The 18,566-nt window shown below is 64.6% G+C and carries 15 protein-coding genes and 1 riboswitch; of the genes, 4 read left to right on the top strand and 11 right to left on the bottom strand.

The annotated features are described in order from the left end of the window. Positions 1–44: 44 nt before the first annotated feature. The 4 genes from F0A16_RS13765 to F0A16_RS13750 all read right to left on the bottom strand — a co-directional run bounded on the left by F0A16_RS13765 (position 45) and on the right by F0A16_RS13750 (position 5,863). Complete coding sequence (locus F0A16_RS13765; protein WP_149435967.1) at positions 45–1,295, bottom strand: dicarboxylate/amino acid:cation symporter; 1,251 nt, start codon at positions 1,293–1,295, stop codon at positions 45–47. 194 nt (positions 1,296–1,489) lie between these two features. Beyond that, positions 1,490–3,376: a phosphomethylpyrimidine synthase ThiC gene (gene thiC, locus F0A16_RS13760; protein ID WP_187776011.1), complete on the bottom strand. Its 1,887-nt coding sequence runs from the start codon at positions 3,374–3,376 to the stop codon at positions 1,490–1,492. Positions 3,377–3,469: 93 nt separating this feature from the next. Further along, positions 3,470–3,604, bottom strand: a riboswitch (TPP riboswitch). Between the two features lie 101 nt (positions 3,605–3,705). After that, positions 3,706–4,848, bottom strand: a complete 1,143-nt coding sequence (locus F0A16_RS13755; protein ID WP_149435965.1) for an anhydro-N-acetylmuramic acid kinase — start codon at positions 4,846–4,848, stop codon at positions 3,706–3,708. 112 nt (positions 4,849–4,960) lie between these two features. Beyond that, entirely contained in the window at positions 4,961–5,863 is a 903-nt protein-coding gene (locus F0A16_RS13750; protein WP_149435964.1) for a LysR family transcriptional regulator, read from the bottom strand. Positions 5,864–6,008: 145 nt separating this feature from the next. Here F0A16_RS13750 and F0A16_RS13745 point away from each other — a divergent pair, with 145 nt between their 5' ends. Beyond that, positions 6,009–7,274 carry an MFS transporter gene (locus F0A16_RS13745; protein ID WP_239023831.1) on the top strand — a complete coding sequence of 422 codons (1,266 nt, stop codon included), beginning with the start codon at positions 6,009–6,011 and terminating at the stop codon, positions 7,272–7,274. Between the two features lie 94 nt (positions 7,275–7,368). On the opposite strand, the gene F0A16_RS13740 is transcribed toward F0A16_RS13745, so the two are convergent. Beyond that, positions 7,369–7,794, bottom strand: coding sequence for a VOC family protein (locus tag F0A16_RS13740; protein WP_149435963.1), 426 nt, complete (start codon positions 7,792–7,794; stop codon positions 7,369–7,371). Between the two features lie 147 nt (positions 7,795–7,941). Between F0A16_RS13740 and F0A16_RS13735 the strand changes: the two genes are divergently transcribed. After that, positions 7,942–8,820 (top strand): LysR family transcriptional regulator, encoded by an 879-nt coding sequence (locus tag F0A16_RS13735; RefSeq protein WP_149435962.1) that lies wholly within the window; start codon positions 7,942–7,944, stop codon positions 8,818–8,820. A 249-nt stretch (positions 8,821–9,069) separates the two neighbouring features. Then, positions 9,070–9,954: a pirin family protein gene (locus tag F0A16_RS13730; RefSeq protein WP_149435961.1), complete on the top strand. Its 885-nt coding sequence runs from the start codon at positions 9,070–9,072 to the stop codon at positions 9,952–9,954. Between the two features lie 21 nt (positions 9,955–9,975). On the opposite strand, the gene F0A16_RS13725 is transcribed toward F0A16_RS13730, so the two are convergent. From F0A16_RS13725 to F0A16_RS13705, 5 genes are all read right to left on the bottom strand, one after another. Continuing rightward, positions 9,976–10,899 carry a lysophospholipid acyltransferase family protein gene (locus F0A16_RS13725; RefSeq protein WP_149435960.1) on the bottom strand — a complete coding sequence of 308 codons (924 nt, stop codon included), beginning with the start codon at positions 10,897–10,899 and terminating at the stop codon, positions 9,976–9,978. Between the two features lie 100 nt (positions 10,900–10,999). After that, a complete protein-coding gene (locus F0A16_RS13720; RefSeq protein ID WP_149435959.1) occupies positions 11,000–11,377 on the bottom strand; it encodes a DUF4870 family protein in 378 nt (125 codons plus the stop codon). Between the two features lie 151 nt (positions 11,378–11,528). Beyond that, positions 11,529–13,004 (bottom strand): M20 family metallopeptidase, encoded by a 1,476-nt coding sequence (locus F0A16_RS13715; RefSeq protein ID WP_275401761.1) that lies wholly within the window; start codon positions 13,002–13,004, stop codon positions 11,529–11,531. Positions 13,005–13,018: 14 nt separating this feature from the next. Continuing rightward, positions 13,019–14,365, bottom strand: a complete 1,347-nt coding sequence (locus tag F0A16_RS13710) for an amidohydrolase (protein WP_149435958.1) — start codon at positions 14,363–14,365, stop codon at positions 13,019–13,021. Between the two features lie 40 nt (positions 14,366–14,405). After that, positions 14,406–15,962, bottom strand: a complete 1,557-nt coding sequence (locus F0A16_RS13705) for an AbgT family transporter (RefSeq protein ID WP_149435957.1) — start codon at positions 15,960–15,962, stop codon at positions 14,406–14,408. A 231-nt stretch (positions 15,963–16,193) separates the two neighbouring features. On the opposite strand from F0A16_RS13705, the gene F0A16_RS13700 reads away from it, so the two are divergent. Further along, the gene (locus F0A16_RS13700) at positions 16,194–17,099 is read left to right on the top strand and encodes a LysR substrate-binding domain-containing protein (protein WP_187776010.1); all 906 of its coding nucleotides are present in this window, start codon (positions 16,194–16,196) and stop codon (positions 17,097–17,099) included. Positions 17,100–17,122: 23 nt separating this feature from the next. Here the strand turns inward: F0A16_RS13700 and F0A16_RS13695 are convergent, their stop codons facing one another. Further along, positions 17,123–18,403, bottom strand: coding sequence for an MFS transporter (locus tag F0A16_RS13695; RefSeq protein ID WP_149435955.1), 1,281 nt, complete (start codon positions 18,401–18,403; stop codon positions 17,123–17,125). Between the last annotated feature and the right edge of the window lie 163 nt (positions 18,404–18,566).

Raw genomic sequence — 18,566 nt, 5'->3', positions numbered from 1 at the left:
GGCCCTGACGATCGTCGGGGCCGCAGTCGTCTCGGGTTGGTCGATCACGCCTTGGCGCGACGGTTGTAGATCTCGAGGTCCAGCTCTTTTTCGCTCTTGCCGACCAGCGTCGTCACCATCAGATCACCGGCGACGTTGACGCTGGTCCGTGCCATGTCGAGGATTCTGTCCACACCCGCGACGACGCCGATCGCCTCCAGCGGCAGGCCGATCTGCGCCAGCACGATCGACAGCATGATCAGCCCGGCACCGGGGACGCCAGCCGTTCCAATGGAGGCCAGCGTGCCGGTGAGCACGATCATGCCGTAGTCCATCATCGAAAGGTCGGCCCCCACCAGCTGCGCGACGAACAGGGCCGCGACCCCCTGGTAGATCGCGGTGCCATCCATGTTGATGGTCGCGCCCACCGGCAGCACGAAACTGGATACGCCTTCCGACACGCCCAGGTTCTTCTGCGCGCAGCGAATCGAGACCGGCAGCGTGCCGGAAGACGACGCCGACGAGAACGACACCACCAGGGCGTCGATGATGCCCTGCAGATAGCGTACCGGATTCAGCCGGCCGACCAGGCTCAGCAGTCCGGTATAGACGACCAGTACGTGAACGAGACAGGCGAGATAGACCACGCCGATCACCTTGGCCAGCGGCAGCAGCACGTCCAGCCCATACTGACCGGAAACATTGGCCATCAGGCCGAAGACGCCGAAGGGCGCGAATGCCATGACGATGGCGGTCAACTTGTACATCGCCTCGGCGAAGCTCTCGAAGACCCGCACGACGGGCTCGCCCTTCTCGCCGATCATCATCAGCGAGATGCCAAGGCCGATGGCGAAGACGATGATCTGCAGGATGTTGCCCTCGATCATGGCCTGCAGCGGGTTCGACGGCACCAGGCCGACCACGATATCCACCAGCGATGGCGCCTCGTTGGCCTGCTGTGTGGCACTCATCGAGGCATCGGCACCGACACCCGGCTGGAAGATCGTCGCGGCAACCAGGCCGATGACGATGGCGAAAGCGGTGGTGACCAGATAGAGCGCGATGGTGCGGGCTCCCACGCGGCCCATCTTCTGGGGATCCCTCATGCCGGTGATGCCGACGACCAGCGTCGAGAACACCAGCGGTACGATCAGCATCTTGATGCCGTTGATGAAGATATCGCCGAGCGGCTTGAACACGCTGGCCTGCTCGCCCATCACCGCGCCGGCGAGAACACCCAGCACCAGACCGGCAATGATCTTCTGCCACAGGGGAATGCGTCGCCACAGATTTGGCCGGGAGGTCGTTGATGTCATGCGCGGGCTCCTTGTGCAGGCGAAATTGCCGGGGGCAAAAGCGCGCATTCTACGCATCCCCGGGCCTTTTGCGATCCGCCCATTCGAAAACGGGATGGCATATAACCTGATTGCGACCAAAGTCTCAGTACGTCGATCCGGCAGTGAACCTGCGTCGACGCTCGGAAGACGCAGGCCCGCTCACACAGGCGGTATCAGATTTCCCGGTAGAGCTCACCGCCTTCCCGCTTGAAGCGCTCCGCCTGCTCCTGCAGACCGGCCTCCCGCTCGTCGCCGGCGACATTGGCGGTGTCGCCACCAAATCGTTCGCGCACTTCCTGGGTGATCTTCATCGAGCAGAACTTCGGCCCGCACATCGAGCAGAAGTGTGCCACCTTGGCTGAGTCCTTGGGCAGCGTCTCGTCGTGGAAGGCGCGCGCCGTGTCCGGGTCGAGACCGAGATTGAACTGGTCTTCCCAGCGAAATTCGAAGCGGGCTTTCGACAACGCGTTGTCGCGACGTTGCGCGCCCGGATGCCCCTTGGCCAGGTCGGCGGCGTGGGCGGCGATCTTGTAGGTGATGATGCCGGTCTTGACGTCGTCCTTGTTGGGCAGCCCTAGATGCTCCTTGGGCGTGACGTAGCAGAGCATGGCGCAGCCGTACCAGCCGATCTGTGCCGCGCCGATACCCGAGGTGATGTGATCGTAGCCCGGGGCGATATCGGTGGTCAGCGGCCCCAGCGTGTAGAAGGGCGCCTCGTCGCAGCACTCGAGCTGCTTGTCCATGTTCTCCTTGATCAACTGCATCGGTACGTGGCCGGGGCCTTCGATCATCACCTGCACGTCGTGTCGCCAGGCGATCTTGGTCAATTCGCCCAGCGTTTCCAGCTCGGCGAACTGGGCCTCGTCGTTGGCATCGGCGATGGAGCCGGGGCGCAGGCCGTCACCCAGCGAGAACGAGACATCGTAGGCCTTCATGATCTCGCAGATCTCCTCGAAATGGGTGTAGAGGAAGCTCTCGCGGTGGTGATACAGGCACCACTTGGCCATGATCGAGCCGCCGCGGGAGACGATGCCGGTAACTCGCCTGGCCGTCATCGGCACGTGATGCAGGCGGACGCCGGCGTGGATGGTGAAGTAGTCCACCCCCTGTTCGGCCTGCTCGATCAGGGTGTCGCGGAAGATCTCCCAGGTCAGGTTCTCGGCCACGCCGTCGACCTTCTCCAGCGCCTGGTAGATCGGCACCGTGCCGATGGGCACCGGCGAGTTGCGGATGATCCACTCCCGTGTCTCGTGGATGTTCTGGCCGGTGGAGAGATCCATGATCGTGTCGGCCCCCCAGCGGATGCCCCAGGTCATCTTGTCGACCTCTTCCTCGATCGAGGAGGTCACCGCCGAGTTGCCCAGGTTGCCGTTGATCTTCACCAGGAAGTTGCGGCCGATGATCATCGGCTCGCTCTCGGGATGATTGATATTGGCGGGGATGATCGCCCGGCCGCGCGCGACTTCGTCACGCACGAATTCCGGGGTGATCTCGTCAGTCAGGTTGGCGCCGAAGGATTCGCCGGGGTGTTGATGATCCAGCATCGTGTCTCCCTTGGCATCGCGCGCTTCCCGCCGGCGCTGGTTCTCGCGGATGGCGATGAACTCCATCTCCGGGGTGATGATGCCCTGCCTGGCATAGTGGAGCTGGGTCACGTTGGCGCCCGGGCGGGCGCGGCGCGGGGTGCGCGCGAGCTGAAAGCGCAGGGTCGAGAGACGTGGGTCCTCGGCGCGCCGGCGCCCATAGGTGGAGCTGGGGCCGGCTAGCCACTCGGTATCACCGCGCGCGTCGATCCAGGCGCGGCGCAGGGGTGCCAGACCTCGACGGATGTCGATGTCGGCCTGCGGATCGGTGTAGGGTCCGGAGGTATCGTAGACGGTGAGCGGGGCGTTGGGCTCGAGGCCGTTCTTCGTCTGCGTCGGCGACAGAGCGATTTCGCGCATGGGGACGCTAATGTCGGGACGCGATCCTTCGACGTAGATCTTGGTCGAGGCGGGCAGCGGCGCGATGGCGGCGCTGTCGACGCGGGCGGTCTCGGAGAGAAACTGTGGTGATTTCATGGTGCTTTGTGCCTCGGGCATGACGTTGAGGTCAGGCCGGCGCACAGCGTAGGCGGGGGGAGGCACGGTTGGGCGGTATCGGGGACCGTTCGACGCGGACCTCCGCTTGATCCCTACGCCGGTACTAGCCGGATCAGGTTCGTCGGGATCCGTCGTGGCGCGGCGGCTCCAGCGAGTCGCGGCGCAGGACGATCTCAGCCGGTTCCACCGGCACCCCGTCAAGCGTTGGCCTCCCGGCTCGATGAGGCCGAGCCGGGAGGCCAATGTCAGTCTGAGTCAGCGGCGCAGGAGGGTCAAGCAGGTCGCGCGGGCGGGAGAGGACGCCAGGGTCAGGGCCGGTCTACGGCGCGTGCCACCCGGCCTCCGGTCTGCGGTGTGGCCACGCCGGTGGTGAGCGGGAAGCTCAACGGTAGTCCGCGCAGCGAGCGCATGGCCAGATAGGCGAAACACTCCGCTTCGATGGCATCGCCGCGCCAGCCGACGGCATCGGCGAGTTGCACCTCGGCACCGGTGCGATGGGCGAGTTCCCGCATCAGCGTGGGGTTTCTGCGCCCACCGCCGCAGACGACGATGCGCGACGGCCGTTGCGGCAGCAGCGACATCGCTTTGGCCACGGCGGAGGCCGTGAACGCGGTCAGGGTGGCGGCGCCGTCCTCCAGGTCCAGCCCCTCGGCCATCTCCGCCTGGAAGTCGAAGCGATCCAGCGACTTCGGGTAGGGGGCGGTGAGATAGGGGTGGTCGAGCAGTGCGCTCAACCGGTCCTCGTCCACGCGCCCCTGGTTGGCGATGAGGCCATCCCGATCCATGGTCGCGCCGGTGTGCTGCCGGACCCAATCGTCGATCGGCGCATTGGCCGGGCCGGTGTCGAAGGCGATCAAGCGTTCGCTGCAGTCTCCATCCCCGCCCCACCAGGAGAGATTGGCGACCCCACCGAGATTGAGCACCAGGCTTTCCGGACCGGCGCCGAGGCGCCGCAGCAGTGCCCGATGGTAGATCGCCGATAGCGGCGCTCCCTGGCCGCCGCGCTCCACGTCCGCGCTGCGGAAATCGTAGACCACGTCGCTGCCCACCATCCGCGCCATCAACTCGCCATCGCCCAGTTGGCGGGTGGCGCCGCGCCGGCCCGCCGCCGGGGCGCGGTGCAGTACGGTCTGGCCATGAAAGCCGATGGCGTCGAGCTGATCGGGCCGGAATCCATGACGATCGAGAAACCCCGAGACGGCGATGGACTGCGCTTCGGTCAGGGCGGTCTCGGCGTGGCGGAAGATGGCGGGTTCGGGACCCTCGAAGTTCCACTTCCGGGCGGCGGCCAGGGTGTCCGAGAGCAGGGTGCGGATGTCGGTGGGATAGGGCACCAGCTCATAGGGACCGAACTCGTCGATCCTCTCGCCGTCGCTGTGCAGCATGGCGATATCGATGTTGCCATCGAGTACGGTGCCGGTCATGAGACCGAGGCTCCAGCCGGATTCCATGTCGGATCTCTCCTGTCATCACGCCCGGGGGCGCATTGCGAAGCGGGGTGTCGGCAAGAGACTACCGGCAAGCTTCGTCGGCGAAAAGGCATAGGGTGACGAGAGCTTGCGGTCAGCCGGGTATCTCCCGGCCGCGGTATTCGCGCACCAGATCGACGAAGCGCTGCGTCTGGGGTGTCGGCTGGTGGCGGAGATGGGTCAGCCAGACTTCCGAGACGGCGTCGTCGTCGCTGATGGGGCGGTAGCGCACGTTGTCGATCCGGATGTGTCGGAAGGAGGCTGGCAGGATCGAGACGCCGAGTCCGCCGGCAACGAGACTGATGATGGTATTGGGGCCACCGACTTCCTGGACCAGGCGCGGTGTCAGACCACGCCTGGCGAACAGCGCGTTGAACTGATCCAACAGGCCGGTGCCGGCGGCCGGCGAGAAATAGATGAACGGATGGATCGCCAGTTCGTCGAGTGTCAGCGGCGACGAGTGGCCGCCGAGCGGCCCCTGTTCGTTGACCACGGCCATCAGGGGTTCGCGAATCAAGGTGAAGGCGTCGAGTCCGTCCGGCAGCGTGGCGGGGCGCATGATGCCGATGTCCAGATCGCCCTCCAGCAGCGGCTCGATCTGGCGGCGGCTGTTGAGCTCATGCATGCGCAGATCGACATCCGGGTAGCGTTGCCGATAGCGCAACAGTATCTGCGGCAGGGTCGCGGTCAGGGGGACCGAGGTGGTGAAGCCGACTCTGAGCTGGCCGGTCTCGCCGCGTCCAACGCGCGATACCCGTCGCGATGCCCGCTCGGTGCGAGCCAGTATCTCCCGGGCGTCCTCCAGGAACAGAAGGCCCGCCTCGGTCAGTTCGACACGCCGATTGGTGCGCGTCAGCAGGCGCGTTTCGAGCTCGGCTTCCAGGGCCCGAATCTGTTGGCTCAGCGGGGGCTGGGAAATACCCAGCCGCTGGGCGGCGCGGCTGAAGTGCAACTCCTCCGCCACGGCCACGAAGTAGCGCAGATAGCGCAATTCCATTGAGTCGGAAAACCTCTCAAAAGCGTCGAATAATATATTAGAAAGCTTAATCGAGGCGGCGTAATCTACCAACAACGGAATTCACGCCATCCGGGCAGGGTCATCGCCCAGCCTCGGCCCTGCTATCGAGATCGGGAGAATCGGGTTGTCCCGCCGCACATCATCCGAGATTCGTGACGCCACACGGGCGACGAACCACCAGCTGGAACGCGAGGTGGAGATCGTCGAGAGTGATTTCATCGAACGTGGCCGGGCCGGTTATCGGCCTACCATGCTGGCGCTGTTCCTCGGTGCTTTCTCGACCTTCGTGCTGCTCTACTGCGTGCAGCCGCTGATGCCGATTCTGTCCGACGCCTTCGGGATCGACGCGGCGACCAGCAGCCTGTCGTTGTCGGTCTCGACCGGGATGCTGGCGATAGGGTTGCTGGTCACGGGACCGGTCTCCGACGCGGTGGGGCGCAAGTCGATCATGACGATCGCGCTGCTGTCCGCCTCCGCCTGCACGCTGCTGGCGGCGGTGATGCCGAACTGGATGGGCATTCTGATCATGCGCGCCCTGGCGGGGCTGTCGCTCTCAGGCCTCTGCGCGGTGGCGATGACCTATCTCAACGAGGAGATACATCCGCGCTACATCGGCCTGTCGATGGGACTCTACATCAGCGGCAACTCGATCGGCGGCATGAGCGGGCGCCTGATCAGTGGCGTGATGGTGGATTGGGTGCCGTGGCGCTGGACGCTGGCCATCATCGGTATCGTGGCGCTGATCGCGGCGATTCTGTTCATGTGCTGGCTGCCGCCGTCGAAGCACTTCTCGCCGCGTCCTCTCAACTGGCGCAGCGTCTTGTCCGGGTTCACCGTCCATTTCCGGGATCGAGGGCTGCCCTGGCTCTTTGCCGAAGCTTTCCTGTTGATGGGTGGCTTCGTCACCCTCTACAACTATATCGCCTACCGGCTGCTGACCGAGCCCTATCAGGTCAGTCAGGCGCTGGTGGGCCTATTGTCGATCGCCTACCTCTCCGGCACCTACAGCTCGGCCTGGGCGGGCTCGCTGGCGGACCGTCTCGGACGCCACCGGATCTTCTGGATGTTCATCGTGATGATGCTGGTAGGACTGGCGATCACGCTGTTCGAGCCGATCAGCCTGATCCTGATCGGCATCCTGGTCTTCACTTTCGGCTTCTTCGCCGCCCACTCGCTGGCCAGCGGCTGGGTCGGGCAGCGTGCCAGCCAGGCCAAAGGGCAGGCGTCGTCGCTCTACCTGTTCAGCTACTATCTCGGCTCCAGCGTCGCCGGGACGCTGGGGGGCGCGTTCTGGTTCTGGGGCGGCTGGAGTGGCGTGGCCCTGTTCATCGCCGTGCTGCTGTCGATCGCGCTGGCCATCGGCGCGCTGCATCTTCGGCGACTCGCTTAGCGGGTCGCCATCGCCATCGACACAAAAAAGCCGCCGATCGGGATCGGCGGCGACCATAAGGCGTCGCTAGACGCGAGGTGCGAGAGAAGCGGTATTACTTGGCGAACAGCTGGCCCATGTCCTTGAACGCCTTGAACTCCAGGGCGTTACCGCACGGATCCAGCAGGAACATGGTGGCCTGCTCGCCCGGCTGGCCCTGGAAGCGCACATAGGGTTCGATCACGAACTGGGTGCCAAAGCCCTTGAGACGCTCGGCCAGCGCCTCCCACTCTGGCCAGCTCAGCACGATGCCGAAGTGCGGCACCGGCACGTCATGGCCGTCGACGGGGTTGGTGTGCGCGGATGCCTGGGACGGGGTCTGCGGGTGTTCGTGAATGACCAACTGGTGACCATAGAAATCGAAGTCCACCCACTGCTCGCTGGAGCGGCCCTCGCTGAGGCCGAAGGTCTCGCCGTAGAACTGGCGGGCGGCGGGCAGGTCGTGAACCGGGATCGCGAGATGAAAAGGGGATAGTGCCATGGAGTTCTCCTGGGGGTCGTTGGCCTGGGCCTTGCTGGAGTGGATTTCAGTGTGGTCGATGTAGTCTGGATGCGATTAAATTTGATGGAAAGCGCATAATATTGCTGTCTGATATCAAATTATTTGGATTCTGGTGGTCATCGATCCATGCTCAGAGAGCTCAAGACCTTTCTCGCCGTGGTGCGCCACGGTACCTTCTCCGCCGCCGGGGGGGCGGTGGGGCTGACCCAGTCGGCGGTGAGCTCACAGATCCGCAACCTGGAAGCGGATATCGGCGAGCCGCTATTCGAGCGCACCGGGCGCGCCGTCAGGCTCAATGCCGCTGGACGCCGGCTGCTGCCCCGGGCGGAGGAGATGCTGGCCCTGGCCGAGCGCATTCGCAGTGCCGATACCGATGGCCTGACCGGCGAGTGGCATCTCGGCGCCATTGCCAGCCTGCAGAGCGGGCTGCTGCCCGATGTGCTGCGAGCGTTGGGCATCTCGGCCCCCGGGGTCATGACCCGCATCGTTCCCGGGGTGTCGCTGACGCTGCTCGATCAGGTCGACAAGGGCGACCTGGACATGGCGATGATCGTCCAGCCGCCCTTTGCGCTACCCGGCGATCTCTATGCCCGTGTGATCGCCCGCGAGCCCTTCGTGATGATCGCGCCCGCCGACAGCGATGGCGAGAGCATCGAGGCACTGCTCGAGACCCACCCGCTGGTGCTCTACGACCGGGGCTCCTTCGGCGGTCGCCAGGTGGTCCGGTTTCTCGAGCGGCGGCGACTGCGCCCGGCGATTCGGCTGGAACTCGACGAGATCGATGCGATTGCCAGAATGGTCGAATTCGGCCTGGGCGTGGCGCTGATTCCGCTGACCGGGCTTTGGCGGCACCGTCAACCGCTGCCGGTGAGGATCGTGGCGCTGGGAGAATGGACGTTCTACCGCGAACTGGTGATGGTTTCGCGCCTCTCGCCAACACAGTCGCCGCTGGTGGCGTTGATCGAGGAGGCGTTGACGGCAACCGGCACCGGGGAGGTCGGGTGATCGATGCCGGGAAATCAACGTTCCAGATAGGCCGCGTGGCAGGTCGATATCACGAGTTCCCGGAACCAGCGATGAGCCGGGTCGGCGAATGTCAGGTCGAGACCGAGTACACTCGGCGACTTTTCCATCGATCCGGTGCCGTGATCGTAGACTCCTGACGACTTAGTGAAACGAACGCGGGGAAAGAATTCGCTGATCATCGGGCGCCGGTATCCCTAAGCTGTAAGCAATGATACCGAGGAGTCGTCCATGTCTGCGCTTGACCCTGCTTCCACCGCCAGATCCCGTCGTATCGTCGCCCTGCATCCCGCCATCCGCGACGATATCGGCGATCTGACGACCCGCCGGCCGCTGCCGGGCCCAGGGATCGACCAGCTCGATCCGTTCCTGTTTCTCAATCACCACGGTCCGCAGGTCTATCCCGCCGGCAATCGCGGGCTGCCGTTCGGGCCGCATCCGCATCGCGGCTTCGAGACGGTGACCTTCATTCTCGAAGGTTCGCTGGCCCATGCCGACAGCGCCGACCATCAGAGCGTGATCCACGCCGGCGGCGTGCAGTGGATGACTGCCGGCAGCGGTATCGTCCACGCCGAGATCTCCCCGTCCGAGTTCCTGCGCGAGGGTGGGCCGCTGGAGATTCTGCAGCTGTGGATCAACCTGCCGGCGCGACTGAAGATGAGCGAGCCGCGTTATACCGGGCTGCAGCGAGCGGCGATTCCGACGATTGCCCTGGCCGGTGGCGGGGAGTTGAACCTGATAGCCGGTGAGTGCGAGGGCCAACGCGGGCCTGTCGAGAGCCTGACCGACGTGTTCATGTCGACACTGAGGCTGCCGGCAGGCGCTTCCCATACGCTGTCGGCCCCGGCAGGGCGACAGGTCTTCCTCTACGTCGTCGGTGGTGAGATAGCGGTGGCCGGCCAGGCGGTGAAGTCGCGTCATCTGGTCGAACTGGATCGGGCCGGCGATGCCGTCGAACTCGAAGCGTCGGACGACGCCAGGCTGATCTTCGGCCATGCCGAGGTCATCGATGAGCCGGTCGTCTCCCATGGCCCGTTCGTGATGAACACCCGGGAAGAGATCGCCGCGGCCATCGATGACTACCAGGCCGGGCGCTTCGGCGGTCTGGCCCAGTAGAGCAGCGGCTTTCGCCGGCGATCAGCGTTTGCGGTAGAGCCGGTGCTGCCGATAGCCGGGCACGAGCTGCTGCTCTTGCTCGGTCTTCTTCCAGCGTTTGTATTCCCACTGGTACTGGGCCAGATCGAGAGCAATGGCGGACTCGACGCAAGCGTTGACGCCGAGCGCCGACACATTCTCATCCGTGTCGTAGACGCGGTCGTCCGCGGCCATGAAGTGGATCGCGAAGCCGCGACCATCGGGCAGGCGCCTGGCGACGCCGGTGACGACGCGAGCCTGGGTGCGGGCCACCAACTTCGGCAGCAGTGTGGCGGTATAGGCGGGGCGGCCAAAGAAATCGGCGAACACGCCGCTGCCCCAGTCGGGCTCCTGGTCGGGAAGGATGCCGACGGCTTCGGCGCGCTTCAGTGCCTTGAGCAGGGCGGCAACGCCGCGTGGGTTGGTTGGCACCAGCTCGGCCCCCATCCGCTCGCGACCATGACGGATGACGGGATCGAGGTCGGCGATCTTGGGCGGCTCGTACATGGCGGTGAACGGGAAGTGGCTCGACAGCCAGAAGTTCAGCACCTCCCAGTTGCCGAAGTGGGGCGCCAGCACGATCACGCCGCGACCCTCGGTGCGTGCCTCGTCCAGCAGCTCGCGACCGTGGACCTCGACGATCGAGGCGTCGACGCGTCTGGGGTCGGCGATCCAGGCGAAGCCCAGCTCCAGCATGGTGGCCGCGGAGTGACGCAGGCTGGCCTTGATCCGGCTGCGGCGCTGTTCGCCATTGTCGTCAGGATAGGCGACTTCCAGATTGCGTCGGCTGACGTGACGCTCCCGCCGGGAAACGGCATACAGCACGCGGCTGGCGACACCCGCCAGTGACCACATTGTCTTCAGCCGGCAGTGTGACAGCAGGCGCCAGAGCAGATGGATGGCGCGAGCTTGAAGACTTTCGATCATTCGGCTCTCTTTTTCTCGGTACTCGTCATTGTCGCATCTCTCGGGTCGGCATCCCGGAGCGGCGGGCAGCATCGGCTTGCCCGGGGGCTGGCCGTCGAGATCACCACAGCCAGCTATCGACCTTGTCCGGGGCACGATGTTCCTGCAGTGCCTTGAAGCCGATGACGCAACGGACGATCAGCCACACCGCCTGCAGCGCCATCAACACGAGACCGATCAGCACGAAGGCGAGCACCCAACTGATGCAGGCGTAGAGCAGCCCGATCCAGAAAGTGCGGATATGGTAGCGATAGTGTTCGTCCAGCCAGCGCGGGCCATTGCCGCGGTAGACGTAGGCGATGATCACGCCGATCACCGGCGTGATGCCGGTCACGAAGACCCCCAGCAGCAGGGCGTAGACGATCATGGCGAGGGTGGTGTCGGGACGCCTGGCGTCGGTGTTCGATTCGGTGACGGCGTTGTCGATCGGTGCAACCATGAAGTTCCTCTCGGCGGCGCAGCGGTAGTTGACCGCATTTTGCCGTCGAGAGGCGCCGGGTGCCAGCCTGAACGGAGGTGCCGCAGAAAAGGAGGGGGCGCTCGCGCTATTCCATCTTGGTCGGCGGCACACTCGTCGGTTTCCTCGCGATTCACCCTTTCAGCGGTGAAGGAGTGACATCATCGGGAATTGGACAGCGGTAAGGCTCGCGTTGCGTGGCCCTGTTCAACTCCGCCCTTGCCTCGGCCAGTGTGGCCGGGTCCTGCATGAGCGCGACGGCGGTGCCGGCCATGATCTTGGCCGCCTGCAGCATGCCCTTGTGGCCCAGCGAGCTGCGTCCCTGGGCGACCACCTGCCAGGTGTGCAGTGGCGTGCCCAGTGCGAAGCAGTTGACGTAACACTGGGCGGTCGGCACCACCCAGCTCACGTCACCTACGTCGGTGGAGCCGTACATCAGTGTCTCGCTGGCACTGTAGGGAGCGAGATTGTCGACCAGCGCCTGGTCGGCGAGTTCCTCGACGTAGGCTTCGGCGGCCTCGCCGCCGGCGGCGATGATATTGGCGTAGGTGGTACGCAGATCGTCGTCGCTGACCGTCGCCTTGATGCGCTCCCCGTAGGCTTTCTCTTCGGCGTTGTGGCGCGGCGGGCCGAACGCCTCGAACTGAGACTGCATCAGCCGTTCCAGCGTGCGATTGGGTCGGTAGCCGGAGCATGCCTTGTCGAACGTCATTTCGACCCGGGTGCCGGTCATCAAAGCCGCACCTTCGGCGATCTTTCGGATGCGTTCGAAGATCGCCTGAACGTCGCTCATGCGCCGGGCGCGCATCAGATAGAGCACCTCGGCATCCGCCTGGACGACATTGGGCGAGGCGCCGCCGGCGCGGGTGATCGAGTAGTGGAAACGGGCATCCGGCACGATGTGCTCGCGCAGGTAATTGGCGCCGACGTTCATCAGCTCCACCGCGTCCAGCGCGCTGCGGCCGAGATGCGGGGAGTTGGCGGCATGGGCAGACGTACCCTTGAACCGGAAGTAGGCCTGGATGTTGGCCAGGGTCGGGGTCGAGAAGATGGCGTTGAACGCCTGGGGATGCCAGGTGAGGGCGGCGTCGACATCGTCGAAGACGCCTTCGCGCACCATGAAGGTCTTGCCGGAGCCGCCTTCCTCGCCCGGGCAGCCGTAGAAGCGGATCGTGCCGGCGAGACCCTGTTTCGATCGCCGTTCCTCGAGATAGTCGCGCACGCCGACGGCACCGGCCAGCGCCGCGACGCCAAGCAGGTTATGCCCACAGCCGTGACCATTGCCTCCGGGGATCAGCGGCTCGGCTTCGCTCGCTTCACCGCGTTGGCTGAGTCCGGCCAGAGCGTCGTATTCGCCGAGCAGCGCAATGACTGGCTTGCCGGTGCCGTAGCTGGCCACGAAAGCCGTGTCGATGCCGGCGATGCCGCGTTCGACCTGAAACCCTTCGGCCTCCAGCGCGTCACTCAGTGCCGAAACCGATCGGCTCTCCTCGAAACGGGTCTCGGCGTATTCCCACACCTGGTTGGCGTAGTCGATGAAGCGCTCGCGCTTGCCTTCGATCAGGGCGTCGATCCGCCGGGTCGTGGCGTCGGTAGCCATTGCGTCCATGGCAAGATATCTCCTTAAAGCGTCTCGGGACGTCGGCGGCGCAGTGCAGGATCGTCTGCCTGCAGCGCCAGATGCGCCAGGGTGCGAATGGTCAACGGCAGCACGTCCTCGTCGAAATCGAAGCGCTGATGGTGGTGACCGGCGGCGAGATCGGTGCCGAACACCATGTAGGTGGCCAGCCCGCCACGCTCGCGCACGCGCTGCATCATGGTGGTGGCGTCCTCGGAGCCAGAAGGACGGTTTTCGACCGGGATCACGCTATCGATGCCGGGAAGACCGGCAATCCGTGCCTGTATGAACTCGACCAGGCTGGGGCTCGGCTCGCAGTTGCGCGCCTCGCCCGCGAGGGAGTAGGTCATCTCCACGCCCTGCATTGCTGCCGCACCGCGCAGCACATCCAGCGCCCGGCGCTGCATTTCATCGTTGATCTGGCTGGTCTCGCCACGGGTCTCGAGCTTCAGTCTCGCGGCGGCCGGCACCACGTTGCGGCCGCTGCCGGCGTTGAGCACGCCGACGTTGATGCGCGAGGCGCCGGTACTGTGGCGCGGGATGGCATGCAGGCCGAGTGACGCCTGGGCGGCGGCCAGCAGCGCATTGTTGCCGGCCTCCGGATTGGCGCCGGCATGGGCGGGCACACCGGTAAAGGTGACGTCGAGCTTGGTGGTGGCGAGATAGCCGTTGTGGCCGCAGACGACCGTACCCTTGTCCACGCCGGTGCCGATGTGTGTGGCAATGAAGATGTCGACGTCATCGAGTACGCCGGCTTCGACCATCGATCTCGCGCCGCGTACGCCCTCCTCGGCAGGCTGGAAGATCAGCTTGATGCGGCCGCTCAGATGCGGCATCAGCTCGACGAACAGACGTGCCAGACCCAGTCCGATGGTGGTATGACCGTCGTGGCCGCAGGCGTGCATCATGCCGGCGTTGCGGGAGGCGAACCCCTCGCGGGCGGGACGATGGTCGTCGGCCCGGGACTCCTCGAGATCGAGCGCATCGAGGTCGACGCGATAGGCCAGCGTCGGCCCCGCTCGGCCGGTGTCCCACTCCGCCACCACGCCGGTATAGCCACCGGCGAGGGCCGGGAGCCAGCGTTCGACGGCGCCCTGGTCGCGGGCACGGTCGAGTGCCTGGGCCAGCACTTCGGGCTCGGGTACGCCCATGCGGCTGTCGGCGTCGATCACGTCGCGACCGACACTGACCCGATAGCCGAGTCGCTCCAGCTCCTCGGCAACGATCGAGGCCGTGCGAAATTCGACCCAACCCGATTCGGCGTGGTGATGAAAGTCGCGTCGCCAGGTCTTCAACTGCGGCAGCAGGGCGTCGACCGCTGTCTTTAGATCGGGCGTGGTGATGGTGCTCATGGTGAAGGTCTCCGTCTATGCGGTGTCGTCGTGCGTCTTTTCACATTCGGGTTCTGGTCAGGACGGCAGGTAGGTCGTGATGCCCGGGCCGTAGGGCAGCCCCAGCAGGTAGGTAGAAAGCCGTCAGCAGCAGGATCCAGGTGCTCAGAAATGCCAGGGTGTAAGGCAGCATCAGCGACATCAGCGTGCCGAGGCCGGCGTTCTTGTCGTATTTCCGGATGAAGGTGAGCACCACGATCATGTACGGGTTGAGCGGCGAGATGATGTTGGTCGAGGAGTCGGCGATGCGATAGGCGACCTGAACGAAGGCGGGGTGGTAGCCGAGCTGCATGAACATCGGCACGAACACCGGGGCTTCCAGCGCCCACTTCGCCGAGCCGCTGAAGATCAGCAGGTTCATGCAGGCGGTGAAAACGACGTAGCAGAGGATGACCGGGAACCCGGTGAAGTCCATCGCGGTCAGCAGATCGGCGCCGTTGACCGCGATCCAGGTACCGATGTGGGTCCAGTTGAACCACGCGATGAACTGCGAGGCGGCGAAGATCAGCACGATGTAGCTGCCCAGGTCGCGCATTGCCTCGGCCATGTTCTCGGACACGTCGCGCGAGCGTTTGATGCGACCCACGGTGATGCCCCAGGTCACGCTGACCGTGATGAAGAAGAACAGGATGATCGGAATGATGCCGCTGAGGAACGGCGACGGAATCAGTCCACCTTCCGGCCCGCGCAGCGGCGAGTTCGGCCAGAACAGCAGTGTGGCGATGGCGGCGACGTAAACCAGTGCGGCAATGCCTGCGTTGCGAAGGCCGCGGCGGGCGTTCGCGGGTTCACCGCTTGCGACCTGCTCGACATCGCCCTGATAGCTGCCGAGGCGCGGTTCGATGACTCGCTCGGTGACGACAGCGGCCACGATGGTGAGCACGAACACCGAGACGCAGTTGAAGTACCAGTTGTCCACGGGCGTCACCATCATGTCGGGGCTGACGATGCGGGCCGCCTCGGTGGAGATGCCCGACAGCAACGCGTCGGTACCGACGATCAACAGGTTGGCGGTGAAACCCGCGCCGGCGCTGGCGAAGCCCAGCGCCAGGCCGGCGACAGGATGGCGTCCCAGTGAGTGGTAGACCATCGCCGCCAATGGCGGCAGCAGGATCAGCGAGGCGTCGGAAGCGACGTTCATCATGATCCCGGTGAAGGCGACGGTATAGGTCACCAGCCGTTTGGGCGCCGATAGAATGGTGTGGCGTACCAGGGTTTCCAGCAGTCCCAGTTTCTCGGCCAGACCGATCCCCAGCATCATCGACAGTACCAGCCCGAGCGGCGCGAAGCCGGTGAAGTTATCGAGCATTGAGTCGAGAATGAACTGGATACCCTCGGCTGAGACCAGGCTGCGAATCGCCTCCACCTCGCCACTGCCGGGATGCTCGACGGTGGCGCCGGCGAGGGCAAACAACACCGATGCCACCAGCACGGTGGCAGCCAGCATGACGAAGATCATGAATGGGTCGGGAAGCCGGTTGCCGAAACGCTCGATGGCGTTCAACAGCCGGATAGACAGCCGCGGACGAGCGGCGTCGCGAGACGCGGTCGCTTCCATGGGGCACTCCTGAGTCGGTTGTTGTCGACCGGATGGACCGATCGAATGTTGTATCGCGCTGTTGCCTCTGCCTTGCCCGGCGCCGACGGTCGATTGTGTTATGGCGTCTGGGGTCCGAGCGGGTCGTTGTTATCGACTTCGAAACACAGTAGTGCCGGCTCGAAAGCGGCAAAAGATGTCGATTACTTTTTGGTGATAACCTGTAGTGATCACCCGAGTGGGAGCCTTCCTGTGCAGTATCCGATCAAACTTCACCAGATTCGGGCCTTTGTCGAGGTATCCCGTCGCGGCAGCATTCGGGCGGCGGCGCGTGAGCTGGGACAATCCCAGCCGGGTCTGACCAAGGCCATTCGGGAACTGGAGGAGGGGTTGGGGGCTGCGTTGCTGGTGCGTACTTCCCAGGGCGTGACGCTGACCGACTCCGGGCGAGCCTTCGATCAGCACGCGCATCTGATCATCGAAGAACTACGCCGGGCGCGGGAGAACGTCGAGCAGTTGAACGGTGTGCTGCGCGGGCAGATCGTGATGGGGGCGTCGGCCACGGTGGCGCGCACGCTGCTGCCCCAGGTGGTTGGGCGCTTCCGGAGAGAACTGCCCAACGTCAGATTGCGGGTGATCGAGGGGCAACTGTCATCAATGGTGGCGGGGCTGCGCGATGGCGAACTGGATTTCTCGATCAATACGCTCTCCAGCGGCGTGCTCGATAGCGATCTCGAGGCACTGCCGCTGTTTTCGACGCCTTTCGTCGTGGTACTGAGACGGGATCACCCCAAAGCGGGCGCGCGCCGATTGAAGGAGTTGATCGACTGCGACTGGGTACTGCCGACGGCGCGCAGCGGTTACTACGCCGATCTTGCCGACACTCTGGAACGTCATGGTTTCTCGCGCGACCAGGTGAGCGTGGTGTGCGACTCCTTCACCACCTCGCTCAACCTGATCCAGCACAGCGAGATGGTCGGGGTCTTTGCCGCGCAGATGACCGCACAGCATGGCATGGGCGAACTGATAGAGCTGACCCTGGATGATCCACTGCCGCTGGCGACCTTCCACATGATCAAGCGCCGCGGCGTGCCGCTGACGCCGGTGGCATCGCGGCTGGCCAAGCTATTCGAGTACGAAAGCCGGGAAGCAGAGTGACGCTCGCCGGCTTCTCCATCGAATTACGCCGACTTGCCGGCGGGAGTCACGGCCGACGGCGCCACCGGTTCCTCCTCGACGCCGTCGAGGCGGTCTGTGCGTCTCAATACCGGAAAGCTCCACATCCACAGCCCGACGATCGCCAGCGTGCCGACCGAGCCGATGACCGCCGCCGGTACGGTGCCGAACCACGAGGCGGTGACGCCGGATTCGAACTCGCCGAGTTCGTTGGAGGCACCGATGAACAGCATGTTGACGGCGTTGACTCGGCCGCGCATCTCGTCTGGTGTGGCGAGTTGCAACAGCGTCAGACGCACGTAGACGCTGATCATGTCGGCGGCGCCGGCGATCAGCAGGGCGCCGAACGACAGCCAGAACCAATGGGAAAGCGCGAAGACCAGATTGGCGATGCCGAACACCGCTACCGCGGCAAACATGATCAGTCCGGCGTGGCGCTTGATCGCCCGCACGCCCAGATAGAGCCCCATCAGAAACGCGCCGGCCGCGATGGCGCTGCGCAGGGCGCCAAGTCCCTCCGGGCCGACGTGAAGGATTTCGTGGGCGTAAACCGGGAGCAGCGCGATGATTCCTCCGAATAGCACAGCGAACAGGTCCAACGAGATGATCCCGAGAATCACCGGTTTGTTGCGGATGTAATATATCCCGGCGGTAAACCGCTGCCAGGCGGTATCGTCGGTGTGGATGCGTTCGAATGCATAACGTACCGGCACGCCGGCCAACGCCAGTTGGGCGACCAGGAAGCAGCCCAGGTTGACGCTGTAGGTCAGCGTCGGACCGAGAGCGTACAGCAGACCACCAAGCATGGGGCCGCCGATGACGCCGATCTTCATGATTGATGAGTTGAGCGCGATTGCCTTGCCTAGCTGATCGCGGGGAACGATCTGCGGCAGGAGACTCTGCAGCGTCGGCCCGGTGAAGGCGCGAGCGGCACCGAACAGCACCAGTACCGCATAGAACGGCACTGGTGAAGCGGGCTGTTTCAGCGACAGCAGGATCAGCAACACGCTACAGAGCGCTTGGGCGGCCCAACTGAGTTGCAGGATTCGCTTGCGATCGAAGCGGTCGACGATATCGCCGGCCGGCAGCAGCAGCAGGACCATCGGGAGGAACTGCGCCAGGCCGACATAGCCCAGCGTCAATGGGTCGTGGGTGATGTCGTAGACCTGCCATGCCACCACGATCGCCTGGATCTGCATGGCAAAGACCGCGCAGAGGCGCGAGGCAAGAAAAGGGACGAAACCGGGCTGGCGATAAACGGGACTGTCGGCGATGTCTGCGGGCATGGTGTCCTGGTCGTGAGGCAGGGAAGGCGAGTTAGCGTGCTAATGGCTCAGCATACGCCGTTCTGCGACAAAAAGCCGCTGACGGCCCATGGCCTTATCGCGATAGGTGCGACTTCTAATACCGGTTCGTGTCGTCGAACGGGCATTTTGGATAACGCTAGGT

This window comes from Salinicola corii (assembly GCF_008298015.1).
GTDB classification, from domain to species: domain Bacteria; phylum Pseudomonadota; class Gammaproteobacteria; order Pseudomonadales; family Halomonadaceae; genus Salinicola; species Salinicola corii.
Note: the sequence above shows the minus strand (reverse complement) of the source record. Positions and strands in the feature narration are given on the sequence as shown.

What these genes read in the sequence shown, in the direction of transcription:
- F0A16_RS13765 (WP_149435967.1), bottom strand. Translation starts at nt 1,295, where the DNA reads ATGACATCAACGACCTCCCGGCCAAATCTGTGGCGACGCATTCCCCTG.
- thiC (WP_187776011.1), bottom strand. Translation starts at nt 3,376, where the DNA reads ATGAAATCACCACAGTTTCTCTCCGAGACCGCCCGCGTCGACAGCGCC.
- F0A16_RS13755 (WP_149435965.1), bottom strand. Translation starts at nt 4,848, where the DNA reads ATGGAATCCGGCTGGAGCCTCGGTCTCATGACCGGCACCGTACTCGAT.
- F0A16_RS13750 (WP_149435964.1), bottom strand. Translation starts at nt 5,863, where the DNA reads ATGGAATTGCGCTATCTGCGCTACTTCGTGGCCGTGGCGGAGGAGTTG.
- F0A16_RS13740 (WP_149435963.1), bottom strand. Translation starts at nt 7,794, where the DNA reads ATGGCACTATCCCCTTTTCATCTCGCGATCCCGGTTCACGACCTGCCC.
- F0A16_RS13735 (WP_149435962.1), top strand. Translation starts at nt 7,942, where the DNA reads ATGCTCAGAGAGCTCAAGACCTTTCTCGCCGTGGTGCGCCACGGTACC.
- F0A16_RS13730 (WP_149435961.1), top strand. Translation starts at nt 9,070, where the DNA reads ATGTCTGCGCTTGACCCTGCTTCCACCGCCAGATCCCGTCGTATCGTC.
- F0A16_RS13725 (WP_149435960.1), bottom strand. Translation starts at nt 10,899, where the DNA reads ATGATCGAAAGTCTTCAAGCTCGCGCCATCCATCTGCTCTGGCGCCTG.
- F0A16_RS13720 (WP_149435959.1), bottom strand. Translation starts at nt 11,377, where the DNA reads ATGGTTGCACCGATCGACAACGCCGTCACCGAATCGAACACCGACGCC.
- F0A16_RS13715 (WP_275401761.1), bottom strand. Translation starts at nt 13,004, where the DNA reads ATGGACGCAATGGCTACCGACGCCACGACCCGGCGGATCGACGCCCTG.
- F0A16_RS13710 (WP_149435958.1), bottom strand. Translation starts at nt 14,365, where the DNA reads ATGAGCACCATCACCACGCCCGATCTAAAGACAGCGGTCGACGCCCTG.
- F0A16_RS13705 (WP_149435957.1), bottom strand. Translation starts at nt 15,962, where the DNA reads ATGGAAGCGACCGCGTCTCGCGACGCCGCTCGTCCGCGGCTGTCTATC.
- F0A16_RS13695 (WP_149435955.1), bottom strand. Translation starts at nt 18,403, where the DNA reads ATGCCCGCAGACATCGCCGACAGTCCCGTTTATCGCCAGCCCGGTTTC.